Source organism: Microbacterium sp. NPDC057407 (assembly GCF_042803895.1).
Taxonomy (GTDB): Bacteria; Actinomycetota; Actinomycetes; order Actinomycetales; family Microbacteriaceae; genus Microbacterium.
This window is the reverse complement of sequence record NZ_JBHVCA010000004.1, coordinates 157,159-176,187: the sequence shown is the minus strand read 5'-3', so window position 1 is coordinate 176,187 and position 19,029 is coordinate 157,159. Positions and strand designations below refer to the sequence as shown.

Annotated in this window: 12 protein-coding genes; 6 read left to right on the top strand and 6 right to left on the bottom strand. The window is 71.0% G+C overall.

All coding sequences use genetic code 11. The annotated features are described in order from the left end of the window. Window positions 1–3 precede the first annotated feature (3 nt). Entirely contained in the window at window positions 4–1,455 is a 1,452-nt protein-coding gene (locus ACFUTX_RS12825; protein ID WP_378865134.1) for a phytoene desaturase family protein, read from the bottom strand. A 132-nt stretch (window positions 1,456–1,587) separates the two neighbouring features. Here ACFUTX_RS12825 and ACFUTX_RS12820 point away from each other — a divergent pair, with 132 nt between their 5' ends. Genes ACFUTX_RS12820 through ACFUTX_RS12800 form a run of 5 tightly spaced genes read left to right on the top strand, consistent with a single transcriptional unit; the run spans window position 1,588 to window position 10,083 of the window. Beyond that, the gene (locus ACFUTX_RS12820; RefSeq protein WP_378865132.1) at window positions 1,588–2,592 is read left to right on the top strand and encodes a lysylphosphatidylglycerol synthase domain-containing protein; all 1,005 of its coding nucleotides are present in this window, start codon (window positions 1,588–1,590) and stop codon (window positions 2,590–2,592) included. Further along, on the top strand, window positions 2,589–3,818 hold the full coding sequence (locus ACFUTX_RS12815; protein WP_378865129.1) for a polysaccharide pyruvyl transferase family protein: 1,230 nt from the start codon (window positions 2,589–2,591) through the stop codon (window positions 3,816–3,818). The genes ACFUTX_RS12820 and ACFUTX_RS12815 overlap by 4 nt, the downstream gene beginning before the upstream one ends. Beyond that, window positions 3,815–5,371 carry a DUF2142 domain-containing protein gene (locus ACFUTX_RS12810; RefSeq protein ID WP_378865127.1) on the top strand — a complete coding sequence of 519 codons (1,557 nt, stop codon included), beginning with the start codon at window positions 3,815–3,817 and terminating at the stop codon, window positions 5,369–5,371. The genes ACFUTX_RS12815 and ACFUTX_RS12810 overlap by 4 nt, the downstream gene beginning before the upstream one ends. Before the next feature lie 54 nt (window positions 5,372–5,425). Further along, window positions 5,426–8,917 (top strand): glycosyltransferase, encoded by a 3,492-nt coding sequence (locus ACFUTX_RS12805; protein ID WP_378865124.1) that lies wholly within the window; start codon window positions 5,426–5,428, stop codon window positions 8,915–8,917. Beyond that, window positions 8,914–10,083 (top strand): glycosyltransferase family 2 protein, encoded by a 1,170-nt coding sequence (locus tag ACFUTX_RS12800; protein ID WP_378865121.1) that lies wholly within the window; start codon window positions 8,914–8,916, stop codon window positions 10,081–10,083. Before ACFUTX_RS12805 ends, ACFUTX_RS12800 begins: the two co-directional genes overlap by 4 nt. A gap of 1 nt (window position 10,084) precedes the next feature. Here ACFUTX_RS12800 and ACFUTX_RS12795 read toward each other — a convergent pair whose 3' ends face one another. After that, window positions 10,085–11,494 carry a polysaccharide pyruvyl transferase family protein gene (locus tag ACFUTX_RS12795; protein ID WP_378865118.1) on the bottom strand — a complete coding sequence of 470 codons (1,410 nt, stop codon included), beginning with the start codon at window positions 11,492–11,494 and terminating at the stop codon, window positions 10,085–10,087. A 188-nt stretch (window positions 11,495–11,682) separates the two neighbouring features. Between ACFUTX_RS12795 and ACFUTX_RS12790 the strand changes: the two genes are divergently transcribed. After that, the gene (locus tag ACFUTX_RS12790; RefSeq protein ID WP_378865115.1) at window positions 11,683–13,218 is read left to right on the top strand and encodes an ArnT family glycosyltransferase; all 1,536 of its coding nucleotides are present in this window, start codon (window positions 11,683–11,685) and stop codon (window positions 13,216–13,218) included. A gap of 34 nt (window positions 13,219–13,252) precedes the next feature. Here ACFUTX_RS12790 and ACFUTX_RS12785 read toward each other — a convergent pair whose 3' ends face one another. The 4 genes from ACFUTX_RS12785 to ACFUTX_RS12770 all read right to left on the bottom strand — a co-directional run bounded on the left by ACFUTX_RS12785 (window position 13,253) and on the right by ACFUTX_RS12770 (window position 18,953). Beyond that, entirely contained in the window at window positions 13,253–14,224 is a 972-nt protein-coding gene (locus ACFUTX_RS12785; protein ID WP_378865112.1) for a glycosyltransferase family 2 protein, read from the bottom strand. Then, complete coding sequence (locus ACFUTX_RS12780; RefSeq protein WP_378865110.1) at window positions 14,221–16,134, bottom strand: glycosyltransferase; 1,914 nt, start codon at window positions 16,132–16,134, stop codon at window positions 14,221–14,223. Before ACFUTX_RS12780 ends, ACFUTX_RS12785 begins: the two co-directional genes overlap by 4 nt. 102 nt (window positions 16,135–16,236) lie before the next feature. After that, window positions 16,237–17,556: an O-antigen ligase family protein gene (locus ACFUTX_RS12775; protein ID WP_378865107.1), complete on the bottom strand. Its 1,320-nt coding sequence runs from the start codon at window positions 17,554–17,556 to the stop codon at window positions 16,237–16,239. Continuing rightward, window positions 17,553–18,953, bottom strand: coding sequence for an O-antigen ligase family protein (locus ACFUTX_RS12770; RefSeq protein WP_378865104.1), 1,401 nt, complete (start codon window positions 18,951–18,953; stop codon window positions 17,553–17,555). The genes ACFUTX_RS12775 and ACFUTX_RS12770 overlap by 4 nt, the downstream gene beginning before the upstream one ends. Window positions 18,954–19,029: the final 76 nt, after the last annotated feature.

Sequence of the window (19,029 nt, the reverse complement as noted above, 5' to 3'; positions counted from 1 at the left end):
GGGTCAGTCCTCGACGCCGAGCTGCGGCGCCTCGAGGCCGAAGCGGTCGCGCAGCGCGTACAGGGCGGCCTGATAGCCCGACATGCCGTGCACTCCCGTGGCCGGCGGCGTGGAGGACGATCCGAGGTAGACGCCCGGGATCGGCGTGCGCCACGGCACCGGAGACAGCACCGGACGACGCAGCAGCTGGGCGAGCGTGACGGCGCCGGCGGAGATGTCGCCGCCGACGTAGTTGGGGTTGTACTCGGCGAACTGCGCGGCGCTGCGCGACGCGCTCGCGAGGATCGTGTCGCGGAACCCGGGCGCGTGTCGCTCGATCTCCGCTGTGACGATCTGGGTCGGGTCGAGCGTCGATCCGCGAGGCACGTGCGTGTACGCCCAGACGACATGACGCCCGGCGGGAGCGCGGCTGGAATCGACGATCGTCGGCTGCGAACCCAGCACGTACGGGCGGGACGGATGCCGTCCAGCGGCCACTTCCCGCTCGGAACGTGCGATCTGCGCGCGGGTCCCGCCGATGTGGAACGTCGGCGCGGCGTGGAGGTCGGGATCGGTCCAGGGGACGGGCTCGGACAGCGCGTAGTCGACCTTCGCGACGGCGTCGCCGAAGCGGAATCGCGACAGTGCGCGCCGGTACCCGGGAGGCAGCGAGTGGCCGCCGAGCTCGAGAAGCGCCCGCGCGCTCACGTCGAGCACCGTCGCCTTCGCGGCGGGCAGGTCGCGGAGGTCGGCGATCCGGGTGCCCGTGGTGATGCTGCCGCCGTGGGCGAGGAGGTCGTCCGCCATCGCATCAGCGATCGCCTGGCTTCCGCCGATCGGGATGGGCCACCCGTGCGCGTGAGCGTGTCCGGCCAGCGTCATGGCCACCCCGGCGGGCGCGATGCCCGGCAGTCGGCCGATCGAGTGGGCCGCGACGCCCGTGAGCATCGCGGGCGCCGTGTCGTCGCGGAAGCGGAGGGACCAGGCGGGAGAGGCCTGCTCGAGCACCCGCATGCCGAAGCGGGCGACCGTCACGGGGTTCGCGGGAATCCGCAGCAGGGGGGCCGCGGTGAAGCGCCCGATGCGATCGGGATGGGCCGCCACCGGCGCGAAGAGATTCCGCCACGCCGCACCGTCTCGCCCCAGCCGCTCGGCCGTGCGATCGAGATCGCGATAGGCGATGCCCGCAGGTCTGCCCTCCAGCGGATGGGCGTAGGAGATCTCGGGCGTGACCAGCTCCACGCGACGCTCGAGCTCGAACGCCCGGAAGAACGGCGACGGCGGAGCCATCGGGTGCACGGCGGAACAGACGTCGTGGCGGAACCCGGGCAACGTCAGCTCGGCGGTCCGCGTGCCGCCACCGACGGTGTCCGCCGCCTCGAAGAGCTCGACGCGCAGGCCGGCGCGTGCCAGCGTGACCGCCGCCGCGAGCCCGTTCGGCCCGGCCCCGACGACCACGGCATCCACTGAGCTCACGGGAGTCCACCCTAGTCGGCGCCGGTGCGGACCGGGCTCAGCGGGCGTCCGGGACGATTGCTGTAGGCTGTCCCGGTCCCGCGCCGCCCTTCGCGGCCGCCATCCTCCCGCCACCTTCTGGAGCGCTCCTCCGTGTCCGAACCGAGTCTCGGCGATGCCGGAGCTGTCGATCCCGCCGTGTCCCGCCGCCGGCGCCGACGTCGGCTGCTCCGCTGGTTCCTCACCGTCGCGGTGCTGGCGGTCGTGGGATGGTTCTTCGCCAACTCCTTGGTGGAGAACTGGTCCGAGGTGGCCGCGCAGGACCTCGACTTCCATCCGCTGTGGATCGTCACGACGCTGCTCTTCATCCTCGCCGTGCCCGTGTCGGGCGTCCTGTGGGGCGGCATCGTGCGCACCCTGGACCCGACCGCGCGGGTCAGTCTCCGGGAGGCTGTGGCCGTCCAGTGCGCGTCCTGGGTGCTGAAGTACGTTCCCGGCCAGGTCGGCTCGGTGGTCAACAAGACGGTGTGGGCCGGGAAGAAGAGCATCAGCCGGACGCTGGTGATCATCAGCTTCATCTACGAGAACGTCTTCCTGCAGCTCGCGTCCCTCGTACCGGGAACGATCATCATCCTGATCAGCCTCGGTCCCGACGTCTTCGGCGACAACGTCACGCTGCTCCTGCTGCCCGTCCTCGCCATCGTTCCGCTCGCGATCGTGAGCTGGAAGCCCGTCTTCCACCGGATCCTGGACTTCCCGGCACGCCGCGTGCTCAAGCGCAGCATTCCGCGCGAGTACTTCCTCTCGACCCCGCGGACGATGCTGTTCGCGGCCGGCTTCGGCGTGCCGCGAGCCATCAACGGTGCCGGCTTCGTCGTCCTCGCGGCGACGGTGGTGCCCCTCTCGCCCTCGGACTGGCTGCCCTTCGCCGCGGCGTACGTCCTCGCGGGGGCGATCGGCGTCCTCGCCGTGTTCGTGCCCAGCGGCCTCGGCGTGCGCGAGGCCGTCATCGTCGCCATCCTGAGCGCCTACATCCCGGTTCCCCAGGCCATCGTGCTGAGTCTGCTCGCGCGACTGCTCGCCACCGTCGGCGACGCGGGCGTCGCCGGGATCTACGCCCTCGTCCGTGTCACCATCCCGAAGGAGCACCGCCCATGACCGGCCAGCGCATCACGATCATCGGGTCCGCCCTCTCCGGCAACAAGGGTGCCTCGGCGATGCTCGAGGCCGCCATCCAGACGCTGCGTGAGCGCCTCGACTCGCCGCGCTTCACGCTGCTCAGCATGTACCCGGCCGAGGATGCCGCGCAGAACATCTACCCCGATCTGGAGATCGTGGCCGCCGCACCCCGTCAGCTCGGCGTCACCATCAACTCGCTCGCCCTCGCCTACCGGCTCCTGCCCTTCCTGCGCCGGACGCTGCGCTCGCGCTCGGCGGCGATCCGGGCGCTCGCGGAATCGTCCGTGCTGCTCGACCAGGGCGGCATCACCTTCACGGACGGCCGCGAGAAGTTCCTGCTCTACAACATCGCATCGATCCTCCCGGCCCTGAACGTCAAGACGCCGGTGTTCAAGTGCGCCCAAGCCGTGGGGCCGTTCCGCAATCCGGTCAACAGGTGGGCCTCGCGCACCTTCCTGCCCAAGGCGCGCACGATCGTCACCCGCGGCCGCATCACGCACGAGTACGCCCAGGGACTCGGGCTCACGAACCTCGTCGCCGGCGCCGACTACGCCTTCTCCCTCGAGCTCGACGGCACCGAGGCGGCGGATGTCGGTGCGCACGTGAACCTGGCGTTCTTCGACGGCGACGTCGTCGGGGTGTGCCCGAGCGTCGTGCTCCAGAAGAAGGTGGACGCGCGCGGCGGGGACTACATCGGCCAGATCGTCTCGTTCGTCGAATCGGTCCGTGCCCAGGGCAAGCGCGTGCTGCTGATCCCGCACAGCGTTCGCACCGGCACCGAGAAGACCCACAACAACGATCTGCCGCTGTGCCGCGACATCCATGCCCGTCTGCGCCCCGGAGACGATCTGCTCTTCGTCGACCGTGAACTGACGTCGCAGCAGCTGCGCTATCTCATCGGCCGTTGCGACCTGTTCGTCGCGAGCCGCTTCCACGCCATGGTCTCTTCGCTGGCCATGGCCGTGCCGACGCTCGTCATCGGCTGGAGCCACAAATACCGGGAAGTGCTGGAGATGTTCGAGCTGGAAGAGTGGGCGTTCGGTCACGATCAGCTGAACCCCGAGCATCTTGCAGATCGGTTCGCCGACCTGTCCGCCCGCCGCGCAGAGGTCAAGGCCAAGCTCGACGAGCACCTCCCCGAGGTGAAGCGCCGGTCCCTCCTGCAGGCCGACCTCATCGCCGACCTCGTCCGAAGCGGGTCGTGACCGGCCCCGCGCCGACCTCCGCCGCCGCGGAGGAGGAGGGGGTCACGCGGTCGAGGCGCGCTGCGTACCCGGTCGCCGTGGTCGGCCTGGTGCTGCTGGTCCTCGGTCTCGCGGGCTCCTGGGCGCTGACGATCCCTCCGTTCCAAGGCCCGGACGAGGTCGCCCACTACAACTCCGTCGCGCGCCTGGTCGCGGGAGGCGGCTGGCCCCGGCCGTACGACGCGAAGATCACGGACGCGACGGTGACGGCGGTGGCCGAGTCGGGCTCCGCCTACCAGGATCAGTCGCTGGCGACCCTGCCCCGGCCGGAGGACCGATCGACTCTCCTCGAGGGCCAGGACTGGCCGCGCAACGGCACGGACCAGATGGTCCAGCACCCGCCCCTCGCCTACGCGGTCACGGCCCTGGTCGTGGCCGGGCTCGGAGGGGCGGACCTCCGCTGGGACCACGCCCAGCTGATCATGCGCGGGGTGTCGGCGCTGGCACTGTGCGCGTCGCTGCCTTTTCTCGTGGGCGTCACGCGACGGGTGACGGGGAGCAGGATCGCCGGGGTCGCCGGGGGTGCGGGCGTGCTGCTCGTGCCCTTCTTCTCCAACGTCGGCGGCTTCGTCACCAACGATGCGCTCCTCATCGCCCTCTGTTCCGCGGCGCTCTACTTCGGCGTGCGGGCCACGACCGGCGGCCGTCCGCTTCTCTGGCTGGCCGCCGCGGGCGCCGCGACCGGACTGGCGCTCTTCACCAAGGGGCTGGCGCTCTTCCTCCTCCCCGTCGTCGGCGTCTTCGCTGTCATGGCCGCGCTTCGGATGACGGGGTGGGTGCGTCGGATCGCCGTCGTGGCGATCCCGTTCGCGGTCGCGTTCTGCCTGGGCGGCTGGTGGTGGCTGCGCAACCTCCTGATTCTCGGACGGATCCAGCCCAACCAGCTGGGCGACCGGGAATCCCGCATCACGCCTGCCGACGGCTACGATGTGTGGCTGTTCATCGGCAACTTCATCACCCGCCTCGATCGCACGTTCTGGGGTCGCGGGGGCCGTGAGGAGCTGGCCTTCCCGACCTGGATCGTCGACGTGGCCGGGGTGCTCCTCCTGCTCGCCGTCGTGGCATCGTTCTTCTTCGCGCGGCGGCGGGTCGTGCTCGCCGCGCTGTGGGCGTTCCCGGTCCTGATCCTCGCGACCATCGCCGCGAACGCCCACTCGATCTACTGGGACCTCGGCGACCCCTACCGCGGGGTCCAAGGCCGGTACCTCTTCCCGGGCATCGCGGCGATGACCGCGAGCCTCGGCATCCTTTTCCTCGCGCTCGCGACCAGGCTGCGCGTCCGGCCCGGCGTCATCGGCGCGATCGCGGTCGCCATCGGCGCCGCGGTCTCGTCGGTGGGGCTGCTGTGGGTGTTCGACCGGGTGTGGGGCGCGGGCGGTGTGGCCGCTGCCGCGCAGGCGCATGGCGTGGCCCCCACTGTGTTCGTGGGCGGTGCGGTCCTCGTCGTCGCCGGGCTGGCTGCCACGGTCGTCGCGCTGCTGCGCGCGCAGGAGGCTCAGGGGCGTCTCGACTAGACTCTCTCCGGTCAACGGTCGCCTTCCGTGCGCGGGCGATGCGGGAAGGAAGCGATGCGCGCTGGCGTCAAGACTCGGCTGCTGAACAGGGCGAAGGCTCTGGCCCTCTCCCGGCGGCTGGACGGTGTCCTCGGGCTTCTCGCTCTCCCGGTCCGGCAGCGGCGCGGGGGCGTGAACCCCGTCGTGGGCGACTACTACGGCATGCTCGTCGGCCGGAGTTTCGACAGCGACGACGCCGCGGCCGAGCACTACTTCCGCGACGGCTGGAAGCTCGGCGTCATCCCCACGCCCTTCCTGCACGTGCCGGCGGCTCGCGTCTCCACCGCCATGTCGTTTCTCCTGCGTCACGAGCTGGCGCGTGTCGCGCGCGGAGCCGAGCCGCGTGGCAGGATCATCGGCGATCCCGCCAAGATGCTGCAGCTCGTCGACATCGGCCAACTCGTCGGTTCGCGTGGCGGATGGCTGGCCGAGCTGACCCGGCGGCTGCGGGCGGATCCCTCGTCGCAGACCGTCGTCCTGGGAGTGCGGACGGTGGTCTGGCGCGACTACCTCGCCAGCTGCCGCGCGCTCGTCGATGCCTCGCGCACCGTCGTGTCGAGCGGCATCATCGACCGGCCGCTGTATCAGTCGCAGGTCGGGGGATACGTCTTCCTCTCCGACGAGGCCGCGCTCGACGACTACATCGACCGCGGCGAGCTGGACGGTCGCCTGCTGACCCCGTTCTTCGAGGGCGAGTGGTACGAGGCGAGCGAGAGGTCCCAGGTGCGTCGGGGCAGGCCGGCGAACCAGCTCCTCGATTTCGTCGCCCGGGGAGAGGTCGGCCAGGCCGGACCGCATTTCTGGGGCAAGGTCCACCTCGACCGTCTCGGCGACGGCGCACGCCCCGCCAGCCTCCTCGCGCACTTCACGGCGACGGCCCGAGCCGACGAGCTCACGCCGGCGTCCGAGGGCGTCGCGCCCGTGACGCGGGCGACGGCGGAGCGCGTGGCCCGCGAGAGCGTCGAGAACTACCACCGCGACCTCGGCCGGCTGACGTCCTCGGGTCCGCTCGCCCGCCGTCACCGCGAGGTTCCGGTCACGCCCGCGCCGGAGGGGACGTGCCTCGTCGTCGTGGACGAGCGTCACATCCGCTCCAGCGCCGCCGTCGCCGAGCTGCGGCGGGCGGCAGACCAGGCTTTCCGCGGCTCCCGTTTCGTGATCGTCGAGTCGGACGGGGTCGCGCGCCGTTCCGATCTCCAGGAGCTCGTCGACACGACCCTGTCGCTCGATCTCCTCCCTCGTGCCGCCGGCGAGACCTTCGGTGCGGCCGCCGCCCGCGCCCTCGCGGACTCGCCCGCGGAGGCGTGGGCCCAGTGGACACCGCGCCAGCGGTGGCATCGCGGCTTCCTCGCCGCAGCGGTCGGGACGCTCCGCGCGAGCAAGGATGCCGCCGCTGTCGCCTTCGTGAACGGCGGGCTCCCGCAGGCCTGGCTCACCACCGACGACCCCACCTGGCTCGAGGACCTCGACGCCGGGGGCGTGGTCTTCCGCGCCCCCCGCGTGGGAGGTCCCGACCCCGACGCGAAACTCGATCTGGGACTCGTCTTCGACCTCGTGCTGCGCATCGGTCTGGCGGGGCGCGCCGTGTCGGTGCGGTCGAACGACGTCGTGCGCCTCTCGTCGGCGGATGTCTCGGCGCACGAGGATCGGGCGGCAGCCAACGCCGCGCGCTCCAAGGTGATCACCGACTGGTCGGTCGAGGCCCGCGACGCCGTGGGCGTCGTGATCCCGACCTATGAGGACTGGCACATGACCGCTGTCGCGGTGCGTCGGGTGCTCGACACCTCGGGTGAGGCCGAGATCGTCGTGGTCGACAACGGATCGCGCCGCTCGGTGACCACCATCCTCGCGTCGGCCTTCGCCGCGGAGCCCCGCGTGCGGGTCGTGCGGCTTCCTCGCAACACCGACTTCGCGACGGGGTCGAACTACGGCGCGTCCCTCGCGCGCGCCCGGACAACCGTCTTCCTCAACAACGACACGGCCGTCCTCGCCGGCTGGCTCGATCCGCTCGCCGCCGCGCTGCAGGACGAGTCGATCGCCGCAGCCCAGCCGCTTCTCCTCTTCGGCGATCGGACGGTGCAGACCGCGGGGACGATCTTCCTCGGCGGGATGACCATGCCGCGCCACCTCTATGTCGACGTGCATCCGTCCGACGTGGACGGCTCCCTCGACGAGTACGAGTTCTCCGCCCTGACGGCGGCCTGCCTCGCCGTGCGCTTCGACGATCTGGCGGCCGTCGGCGGCTTCGACGCCGGCTACATCAACGGCATGGAGGACGTCGATCTGTGCCTGCGGCTCAAGCGGCACACGGGCGCGTCCCTCCGGGTGCGGACGACCTCCCGGGTCGTGCACTTCGAGAGCCGCACCGCGGGGCGCCACACGCACCAGATGACGAATCGCGATCGCTTCGCGGAGCGGTGGCGCCGCGAGCTGGTCGAGGAACTCGATGACCGCGCGGTCTTCGACACCGGTCGGATCTCGCTCGACGACATCGTGTGGTCGCGCGAGGCGGCGAGCCCGCTGTGGACGCCCCAGCTCGTCCTCGGGCTCCGCCGGCCCGCCGTCAGCGTGAAGGAGGCGACCCCGCGGCTCCGGTGGGCGATCAAGTCGTCCGCCACGGGGGACCTCGCCGGCGACAGCTGGGGCGACACCTTCTTCGCCGCCGACCTCGCGAAGGCGCTCGAGCGGCTGGGGCAGGACGTGGTCGTCGACCGGTCGTCGTCCCACGCCCGCGACACCGGATCCTGGGACGATGTGACGCTCGCGCTGCGCGGCTTGGCCCGCTACATCCCCCAGCCCGGTCTGGTGAACCTGCTCTGGGTGATCAGCCACCCCGACCTGGTGACGAAGTACGAGCTCGAGTCGGGCTTCGATCGCGTCTACGCCGCGGGCCGGGGCTGGGCGGACTTCGCCCGCGACCGCTGGGGCGCCGACGTGTCGGTGCTGCTGCAGGCGACGGATGCCACGAAGTTCAACCCTTCGGCCCGCACGGCCGCGGAGCGCGCGGGAACCATCTTCGTCGGGCGCACGCGCGGCGTCGCCCGTCCGATCGTGACGGACGTCATCGCCGCCGGCGGCCGGCCCGAGGTCTACGGCGACGACGGCTGGGAGCAGTTCATCGATCCCGCCTTCCTCGCCGGCTCGGGGATGGACAACGACGATGTGCCCACGGCGTACGCCAACGCCGGCATCGTCTTGAACGACCACTGGCGCGACATGGCCGAGTTCGGGTTCTTCTCGAACCGCCTGTTCGATGCCGCCGCCGTCGGCGCCCGCGTCGTGAGCGACCAGGTGCCGGGCATGGCCGAGGTCTTCGGTCGGCAGGTGCAGTCCTACGCCTCCCTCGATGAGCTGCGGCTCCTGCTGGACCCGCACTCCGAGGCGTGGCCGCGGGAGGACGCCCTCACGGAGTCCGCCCACCGAGTGGTCGCCGAGCATTCCTTCGACCGGCGTGCCCGTACGCTGCTCGACGACGCACTCGCCATCCGGAAGGAGCGCCGCGCGTGAAGGATCCGAAGATCGTCATGACGCTCATGGTCCGCGACGAGGCCGACATCATCGCCGCGATGGTCGAGCACCACCTCGCCCAGGGCGTCGATCTCATCATCGCCACCGACAACGGCTCGATCGACGGAACGCGCGACATCCTCGCCGCGTACGCCGAGACCGGCCGCCTCGAGCTGCACGACTATCTCGCCCACGACAAGAACCAGTCCGCCGTCGTGAGCGGCATGGCGTCTCGCGCAGCCACCGAGCACGGCGCGACCTGGGTCATCAACGCGGATGCGGACGAGTTCTTCCTCCCGGTCGATCCCGCACTCACCCTGCGCGACGCGCTCCGCCACACCCCGACGGGCATCGGCGCCTTCGAGGCGAAGGTGGTGAACCTCACCGGGGCGCCCGCGAAGTCGGGTGGGGCGCTCACGCGCCTCGTGCGCCGCGACCAGCGCCCGGAGGAGACCCTGATGCAGACGGTCGCGCTGCATGCGCACCCCTCCAGCGACATGATCCATGTCGGCCGCCCGGACGTCGAGGTCGTCCAGGGCAATCACGGCGTGAACATCCCGAGCATGGGTCAGCCGCCGAAGGGCTTCGCGATCGAGGTGCATCATCTGCCGTGGCGGACGTATGCGCAGTACAGCACCAAGATCATGAACACGGGCCGCTCGTACGACGCGAACCCGACGCTCAACCCGAGCCCGCGTCATCACGGCATGCGCGACTACCGGCTGTGGAAGGCGGGACTGCTCGAGCACCTGTACGTCGTCCGGCATCCGGGTGACGACCCCGGGCCGTCGTTCCCCCTCGACGACCGGGTCGTCCGCGGCTTGCTGCGCCTTCTCGACACCGGCGCGGCGCTGCGGCCCGATCTTCTCGCCCCCAGCCTGTCAGCCGAGTTCGAGGAGTACACGCCCGAGGAGCGCGAGACGGCTCGCGAGATCGCCGACCTGGTGATCCCCCTCGAGATCGAGCACCTCGCGGCCAGCACGAAGTGGCGGGATCTCTACCGCGGCGAAGCGGCGGCTCGGCGGCGCGACGCCGCCGAGAAGGATCGTGCGGTCGAGCTCGCGGAGCGGCTCCAGCGGCGGCCGGAGGCCCGGCTTCGTCGGCTGGTGGGGCGGGTCATCCGCGCCCCGCGCGCCGTGGCCCGTCGCGCGCTCGACCGGCTCTGACTCAGGGGAGGCGCAGGCGCGTCTTCGCCCGGTCCACTGACTCGAAGAGCTGCCAGCGCCGGCTGCCGCGGATCTCGTCCAGTTCGGCGCGGACGGCATCGGTGCGCTGGGCGGCGGCGTCGGCCAGTGCCCGCTGCCGATCGACCTGTTCGGCGGCCGACCGGATCTCGGCGGTCGCCCGCTGGGCGACCAGGGACGCATCGTCCGCCTCGCGTCGGCACGCCGCCAGGCGGGTGCGGACGGCCGCGGACCTGTCCGCCTCGACGGCGGCAGCGAGCTCGGCCGCCACGGCCGTGAAGTTCTCCAGGGCCTGCTTCGCCAGGTCGTCGCGCGGCGCGGCATCCGTCCCCAGAGCCTGCGCCACCGCGCCGGCCAGCGTGTCCACGGTGACCCCGAACGGCTGCTCCGCGTCCCAATCCGCGGCGTAGGCGTCGACCTTCGGCTTGGCCAGGCTGACCCGGGGCACGCCATACGCCGACGCGATGACGCGACCGTGAAGGGATGCCCCGATCCACAGGCGCGACGCGGAGATCTCATCGACGCGGTCCCAGATGCCTCGGGCGGGACTCACCGTGACGTCGCGGGCCGGGGCCAGGCGACGGATCGCGGCGGCCACCGCTTCGGCGGACGCCTCGGTGTCGTGGCCGGGCGCCAGGCCCGCGGTGAACATCCGCAGCGGGACGTCGGCGTCGGGCAGAGCGGCGACGAGGGCGGCCGCCCAGGATTCGATGTCCTGCTCGCTGAGCGCGTGCTCCGACAGGTGCACGAGCACGGGCCCCGATGCGTTCCGCGGGCGGGGGCGGTCCTTCGCCACGGTGTGGGCGAAATCGGGGGCGAGCCGGTGGGCGATGCCCTGTTCGTCGAGGAAGGCGCTCGAGGCGCGATCGCGGACCGAGACGATGTCGGCCTCGCGCACCGCGGCGATGAGGCGCGGCTGGCGCCAGCCCGCCTCCCGCGCGATCCCCGAGAGGCCGACGGAGTTGAGGACGAGGGCGACACCCGCGTTGCGCGGCACCGCCGACGGGCGCGGGATGTACGGCGGGTCGAGCACCTGCCCGCCCATCGCCTTGGCGAGGGTCAGACGGCTCTCCTCGAGAGAGGAGTGCGCGAGCTGCCGGCGTGCGTCGGTGCCGTACGTCGTGAGGTAGGCGTACTCGGGCGGAGTGGCTCCCACTTCGCCGCCGACCACCCACGCGGCCTCGAAGTCCTCGGTGTCGAGCAGGGTTCGCCAGTTTCCGACCGCGTCGTCCAGGGGCGAGACAGCGGGGGCGATGGGCGCGCCGAATGACAGTGCCCATTCGGGCAGTCGATCCTTCAGCAGCACGGCGTAGAGGAGGTCGCCGAAGTTGTCTCGCTCGATCGCACCGGTCGCCAGGAGGCGCGGTCGCGAGTCGGTGGCCGACTGGGTCATGATGGGTCCTTCTCCGCGCGCGACGCACGCGGTGCTCGGGTCGACCACGTCGGCGTCGCTCCGATGCTACCCACCCCGGCACGGGAGTGCGTGCACGCTCGTTTAGAATCGATCGACCGCGCGAGAGGAGCCATGTGGCCGCCCCTGTCCTTGACACCGTCGGATCGGCCGCTGGAGGCTACCCCGCCGTGAGCCGCCGCGAGCGCGGCGCGATCGCGGCCGTCACCGCGGGCATCCTGGCCGTGATGGTGCTCTGGGCTCTGCTCGTGCCCGTCTTCGGCGCTCCTGACGAGCATGCCCACGTCAACAGCGCAGTCCGTCTCACGCAAGAGATCGCGTGGCCCGACCCGGGCGACGCGGCCATGTACGGGATGGTGGCGGCGGCCCGCGAGGAGGCCGCGCTGCCCGCGGCCGATCGCTCCACCTTCGCAGAGCTCGACGAGCGCGTTCCGGGCTGGGGCGGGGTCGATCAGATGACGCAGCATCCGCCCCTGTACTACGCGTTCGGTGCGGCGGTGCTGCAGTCCATCGGCTTCATGGAGCTGCGCGCCGACATCGCCGTCACCGCTCTGCGTCTTGCCGGCCTGATCTTCGCCCTCCCGCTGCCGCTGCTGCTGTGGAACTCCGTGCGCCGGCTCACGCGGTCACCGAAAGCAGCGGTCCTGGCCGCGGCGAGCATCCTGGCCGTCCCGCAGCTCGCGCACATCTTCGCCGCGGTGTCCAACGACGGGCTCACCGTCCTGCTGTGCTCCGTCGTCATCTGGCTCGCCATCCGCGCGATGACGGGCGATCACCGATGGCGGACGGTGCTCGGGATGGGGGCGGCTCTCGGACTGGCACTGCTGGTCAAGGGGACCGCGCTTCCTTTCGTGCCGTTCGTCGCCGCGGTGCTGCTGATCTGGCCACGTCATTCGCCGTTCCTCGCTCGTCTCCTTCGCGCCGGAGCATCCCTCCTGCTCGCCTTCGCGATCGGCGGCTGGTGGTGGGTGCGCAACGTCCTCCGCTTCGGCGACATCCAGCCCAGCGGACTCGCCAACGTCCGTGACACGGTGCCCTGGGAGCCGGGAACGGAGCCGAACCCGATCGGTTTCCTGGATCGCCTCTGGTCCCGCGCGTCGGTGAGCTTCTGGGGCAACTTCGGCTGGCTGGAGTTCCCGCTCCCGCAGATGCTGACCGACATCCTCACGGTGGCTGCGCTGCTCGTCGTCGCCTTCTACGCCTATCGCCGCGGCGCCACGCGCCTTCCCGCGATCGTCCTGACGGCGCTGCCGGTCGTCCTTCTCCTGATGCTGTTCCTCAACACCTGGCGGCACTACCTTCGCACCCAGCAGTTCACCGGAATGCAGGGTCGATACTTCTTCGTCGCACTGGTCGCCCTCGTGGCGGTGAGTGCCATCGCCTGGCGGCGATTCGTGGCGGCCGAGCATCGCGTGCGTGTGGGCCTGGCCCTGCTGGGCGTGTTCGCCGGTCTCGCCGCGTTCGGACTGTTCCGCGCGTACTGCGGCCTGTATGAGAACGACATCTACCGCATCACCCTCGAGGGGATGCGGGAATGGGCGGCCCTCGTCGCCGGCGGTTGGCTGTCGATCATCGCGGGGTCCCTCCTCGCGGCCGCCGCCGGTGTCTTCGCCGTGCTGGTGGCGTGGCGATTCATCGGCAGCCCGCCGCAGCCGACGGACACCGCTGCGGAAGACCTCCCCGCCCTCGCCGCGCCGACCGCCTGATCGCCGCGGCTGCACCGCCGGGAGACAGCGCGGATCACGCGCGGGCCGGCTCCAGCGGAGGCATCGGCTGCCACGAGCGGTCCTTGGCGATCGCGCGGCCGTCGCGGAGCCCGCGGAACAGGTTCGACGTGCCGCGGACGGTGCGCTCGACGAAGAGCAGGCGGATCAGCTCCTTGCCGAAGGTGAGCGCCGTCCCCGCGGCGAACGGCACCCGCCTGTAGACGCCGAGCGACCGATAGTAGTGCTTGATGTAGGCACGGTTGCGCATGATGTAGTACCGGTAGGCGTTGCTCGAGGCGTTCAGATGGCGCACGCCCATGTCCCACTGCTTGATCTCGCGCCCGCGCCGCAGCACGAACTCGTTGACGATCACCGAGTTCGTCTTGCGCGACGCCAGCCACCCGTACGTCTGGTCGTCCCAGTAGATGAAGAATCGGGGATCGGGCAGCCCGATCTGGGCCACGATGTCGCGATGGATGAACATGCCCTCGAAGCATCCGGAGTTCATCGGACGGTAGCCGGACGCGTCGAAGCCCGCGGGAGCGAACGGGATGGGAATGGCCAGCGGCTCGGCCACCCGGTACTGCCAGTAGAACTCGCTGCCGTCGTAGTCGTAGCGCCGGCCCTGGATGCTCTGGAACCGCGGCGCCCACTTGCCCATCTTGGCGAGGCCGTCGGGGATGACCTCGACGTCGTCGTCCATGAGCCAGATCCACTCCGACCCCAGTTCGTACGCCACGCGCACACCCTCGCTGAAGCCGCCCGATCCGCCGGTGTTCGTCTCCATGCGGCGGTAGACGAGCGTCGTGCCGATGCGGTCGGTGAACGACGCGACCAGCTCCGGGGTGTCGTCGACCGAGGCGTTGTCGATCACGACGACGTGGCCGGGCTTCGGGTCCATCTCGCCGATGCTGGTGAGAAGCCGCGAGAGCAGGCCCGAACGGTTGTAGGTGACGATCGCGATCGTCGCGGTCGCCGGGTCGAAGGGGCGCGCCGGAGCGGTCACGGGGTCGTCTCCTCGAAGGTCCGCTGCCAGGACGGCAGCGAGGTGAGCTCGTCACGGGCGGAGCGATACCGCGCGGCCAGGGCCGGCCATTCGCGCCGCAGCCGCCGGTGAAGGCGGACGCTTTCGAGCAGCATCCGCCGGAAGGCGCCCCGGTCGCGAGTGTAGATGTTCTTGCCCGACCCGTCGGCCGCGCTGACCAAGGCGCTGTCGAAGACCGGCAGGCGCCACCAGTGCGCGTCGCCCTTGCCGAACTCGACCTCGGGGTGCGCGACGTTCTCGGGCCGGGGGGAGTGGAACCAGTGCGAGATCAGCGTGGTCACCGTGAACCAGCGCAGACGTAGCCCGGTCGGGTTGTCGAGATCGTTCGCCCGGCGATGGGCGAAGACCACCCGGCCCCGGCGGGAGCGCATCGGCACGCCGGTGTCGCGGTGGACCACCGTCTCGGGGAAATCGGCGGCGAGGGCGCGTGCGGCGGGCATCGCGGTCGCCAGCGTGCGGCGCATGTGCTCCGGACCGGACAGCACGTCGCGCAGTGCGCGGTGCCGGAGCGCGACCGGGTAGTACTGCATCATCATGAGGTGCTTGAGGTCCATGCGGCGGCTGTGCCGGAGCAGCGTCCCGCCGCGCGGGACGGAGGAGTGCAGGAGGCCGCTCACGATGCGGTTCCGAGCATGGAAGTAGGCCTGCCAGTCGATCGAGTCGTCCTTGCCCACCCACGACACGTGCCACAGGGCGACACCGGGCACCGACACGGTCGGGTATCCGGCCTCGCGCGCGCGGAGGCAGTACTCGGCGTCGTCCCACTTGATGAAGGCGGGGAGCGCCAGGCCGATCTCACGGATGATCGAGACGGGGATGAGGCACATCCACCACCCGTTGTAGTCGGCGTCCAGACGCATGTGCAGCATCGGCGACTGCCGCAGGTTCGCGACGCTGAAGTCGTGCGGCAGCTTCTCCTGGTAGAGCGCGCGCCACATGAACGGCACCTCGTCGACGACCTCGGCCCATGCGTGGAGCTTGGGACGGTCGAGCAGATCGAACATGTGGGCCCCGACGATCGTCGGGACCGTCGCGTAACGCCCGAAGACGATCGAACGGCGCACCGACTCGGGCTCGATGCGGACGTCGTCGTCCAGCAGCTGCACGAAGTCGCTCTCGTGCCGCGCGAGCGTCTCGGTCATCGCCCGGGCGAAGCCGCCCGAGCCGCCCAGGTTGGGCTGCGAGACGATCTGGAGCGTCTCGCCGAGTGCGGCTGAGATCTGCGGATACTCGGGGCGCTCGTCCACCCGCCGGTTGCCCTGGTCGACCACGAAGATGCGGTCGATGAGCTCCAGCGCATCGGGGGACTCTGCGAGGCTCGCGAGCGTGGCGACGCAGTACTCCGGCTTGTTGAACGTCGTGATGCCGATGGACGCCTTGCCCTCGCGGACCGGCGCCGACTCGGTGGTCCAGTCCGCTCCCTCGAAGACGGCGTTCTTCTCGTCGGCCACGATGTCGAACCAGATGAACCCGCCGTCGCTGTACTGGTCGAGAACCAGGTCGAAGCGCGCCGTCGACTCGCCGTCGACCTCGCGGGTCTCGATCCGCTGGCGGACGCCCGACCCGTTGGAGCGGTAGACGAGGATGGTCGCCGGCCCGACGGTCCGCACGGTGAGGGCCACTTCGCGCACCGAGGTCCAGTGCTGCCAGTACGAGGCGGGGAACGCGTTGAAGTAGGTGCCGAAGGACACGCGGCGGCCCGCGAGGATCCGCGCGCGCGTGCGGCCGAGGATGTTCCCGAGCTGGGCCCGGTTCGACACGCGCACCGGCTCGTGGTCGATGACGGACCAGGTCTCGGGATCCACGTAGAGGGGCAGCAGATCGGGATCGCGGTCCGTGGGGAAGACGACGTTCTGGAGGACGTGGGGCACGGGGGATATCTCCGGAGGGCTGGCGGGCGCCGGGTCGGTGGGCCGAGAGAGAAGCCTACCCTGGTCGGCCTGCCGCTTCCCTGAGCGCGCTGCGGGGGCCGGCTACGCGCCCGCGCCGCCGCGAGGCAGGCCGTCGTCCGCGCCGGGCACGTCGATCCGCTCTCGCCAGGACCGCGACATCCCGGCCCGCACGGCGCACAGGACGAGCATCATCCACCCGATGCCGACGAGGGTGAAGCTCTCGAACATCGAGTCGATGATGAGCGCGATCAGGATGAGCGGCGTCCACGCGTAGATGACGGAGCGACGCTCGCTGGCGGCGAGCCACGCCCGCACGAAGGCGGTGGCGGCGAGCGCGACGAAGAGGATGAGCCCGACCCAGCCCAGCTGGAGGAGGACGTCGAAGAAGGCGTTGAGCCCGGTGGCGTGCGTCGCGTCGAGGAAGTAGTTGATGGTGCCGAACGGCTGCTCGAGGGGCGGCCACGCGCCGAACCAGCCCCACCCTTGGACGGGCTTGAAGCGCACGAAGTCGAGGATCATGTTCCACAGGTCGACGCGCATCGAGAAATCGGTGCCAGCTCCGAGCCACGCGATGATCGGGTGCCGGGCGACGTATCCGGCGACGAGGCCGATGACCACGGCCGCCCCGAGCCCCAGCTGCAGCGCCCCACGGTTCTCGGGCTTCGTGTGGCGCACGAGCGCGAGGGCGGCGACGGCGAGGCCGACGCCGACGGCGAGGACGAGCACGGTGGGGGAGTCGCTCAGCGCGGCGAGGCCTCCCGCGAGCACGACCGAGGCGATCGAGACGCCCGGGCGCACCGACTGGGTGCGGTACTCGATGAGGAAGGTGATGAGGGCGAGCACGGCGACGAAGCCGAGCATGTTGCGGGTGCCGAAGATGCCCTGGACGGGACCCAGTTCGGCGAGGCGCCCCTGCACGCCGAGGAACGGGAACGGCATGTCCAGGAGCACTCCCGCCAGCACCTCCACTGCCAGCGACGCGCCGAGCAGCACCCGCAGCACGTCGCCGACGGCTCGCGCCGTCTGCAGCGTGTCGCGCACGTGCCCGATGACCACGGCGAGGAAGGCGAGTGCCGCCGTGGTCACCCAGCTCCACAGCGAGTCCGAGGCATCCGTGCTCCAGAAAACGCTCGCGAGCGCCCACCCGAGGAAGACCATGAGGGTGGTGGGGACGAGCCGCACCAGCGAGATCTCGTCGCGGCGCGTGCCCAGCATGCCCGCGCCGATGACGCACAGCCCGACGATGATCGTCACGTACGTGACCAGTCCCGCGATGCGCTCGATCGCGAACGACGCGAACACGGCTCCCAGCACCGCGAGCGTATACGCCCGCGCGAGCGCCGCCGAGCTCAGCAGCGAGCGGAACCACCCCGGCGAGGAGTGCGCGGGCCGCGCCGTCACGGCGCCTGCTTCGCGGGCTCGCCGCGCTCGATCGCGGCGCTCTGCTCCGCGGGGCCCTCTCCCACATGGGGCGACTGCTTGATCTTCGCGCCGAGCATCACCACGAACAGCCAGCCCCACAGGATCAGCGGGCTCGATTCGGCCAGGCCCTGCACCAGCACGATCGCACCGACGAGCGTGGGGAGCAGGGTGAGCGCGCTGTAGGGGCGGTCGTCGCGCAGATCCCATCGGGGGCGGTCCACGGCGAAGAACCACGACCGCCAGACGAACGCGAGGTACAGCAGCGCCAGCAGCACCACTCCCACGATCCCGAGCTGCATGCGGATGTCGACCCACATGTTGTGCGCCTGCAGCACGGTCTGCCCGTGGTCGATGATCCAGCCGTCGAACGCCGGATCCCACGGGGCCCACGGGGTGGCGTAGCCCCAGCCCAGCCAGGGGCGCTCCGAGGCGCGGGCGAGGACCGCCTCCCAGATCGCCTCGCGCCCCGTCAGGTCGGAGCTGCGGCCGAGCGACCTGAAGATCGTGTCGCGCAGCAGGTAGAGCGCCGTGAGGCCGCCGAGGCCCACCACGGCGTAGCCGATGTAGTACCGGGTCCGCTCGCCGGGCCGGCGGGTGCGCCGCATCAGGAGGACGGTGGTCAGCACGACGACGACGCCCGCCGCCGCGACGTACGCGGTCGCCGACGACGCTCGCACGAACAGGAACGCCGAGAGCCCGATCCATGCCCACAGCAGCGTCCGCCGGGGAGCGCCGGCGGCGATCCGGATGCCGAACACGATGATCGCCAGCAGCGCCACCGGTCCGAGCAGGTTCGCGTTGCCCATGATCCCCTGGATGCGCCCGCCCCAGTCGAAGAGGTTGTCGCGCGACCAGTACTCGATGGGGTCGTCGGCCTCGCCCACCACGAACCCGGGCAGGATCGGCGCCTGGATGACGACCGAGACCCACAGCTCGAAGAGCAGCGAGAGCGCCATGACCCATTTCAGGGCGGATGCCGCGGCCCGCACGAGCTCGCGCCATGTGAGCACGCTCCCCACGAACAGCGCCTGGATCGTCGTGATCCACAGCAGCAGGAGAGTGAGGGCGGTGGTCTGCGGCCACGCCGACCAGATCAGCGACAGGGTCGCCCACGCGACATAGGCGACCACGAACCACGGGAGTCGGCGCCACTGCACCGGCGGGCGGATCGAGAACCACAGGATCACGGAGAGGATGCCTCCGCCGATCGTCACGACCGCCGCCGTCGGCTCGCCGAACGCGTGCACCCAGGCGGTGCCCGACAGCGCCATGAACATCACGAAGATGCACCAGCCGCGCAGCATCAGGTGCCCCGTCTTCTCACGGACCGGGGGCGCCGGCGGCGCGGACGCCGGATGCTTCGAGTGGACGGCCATCGCACACAGGTTACCCCCGGGGCGCTGCGCGTCCGCTGCGCCCCGGCGGCCGTCGTCCCCGCCCTACGCTGGGGGC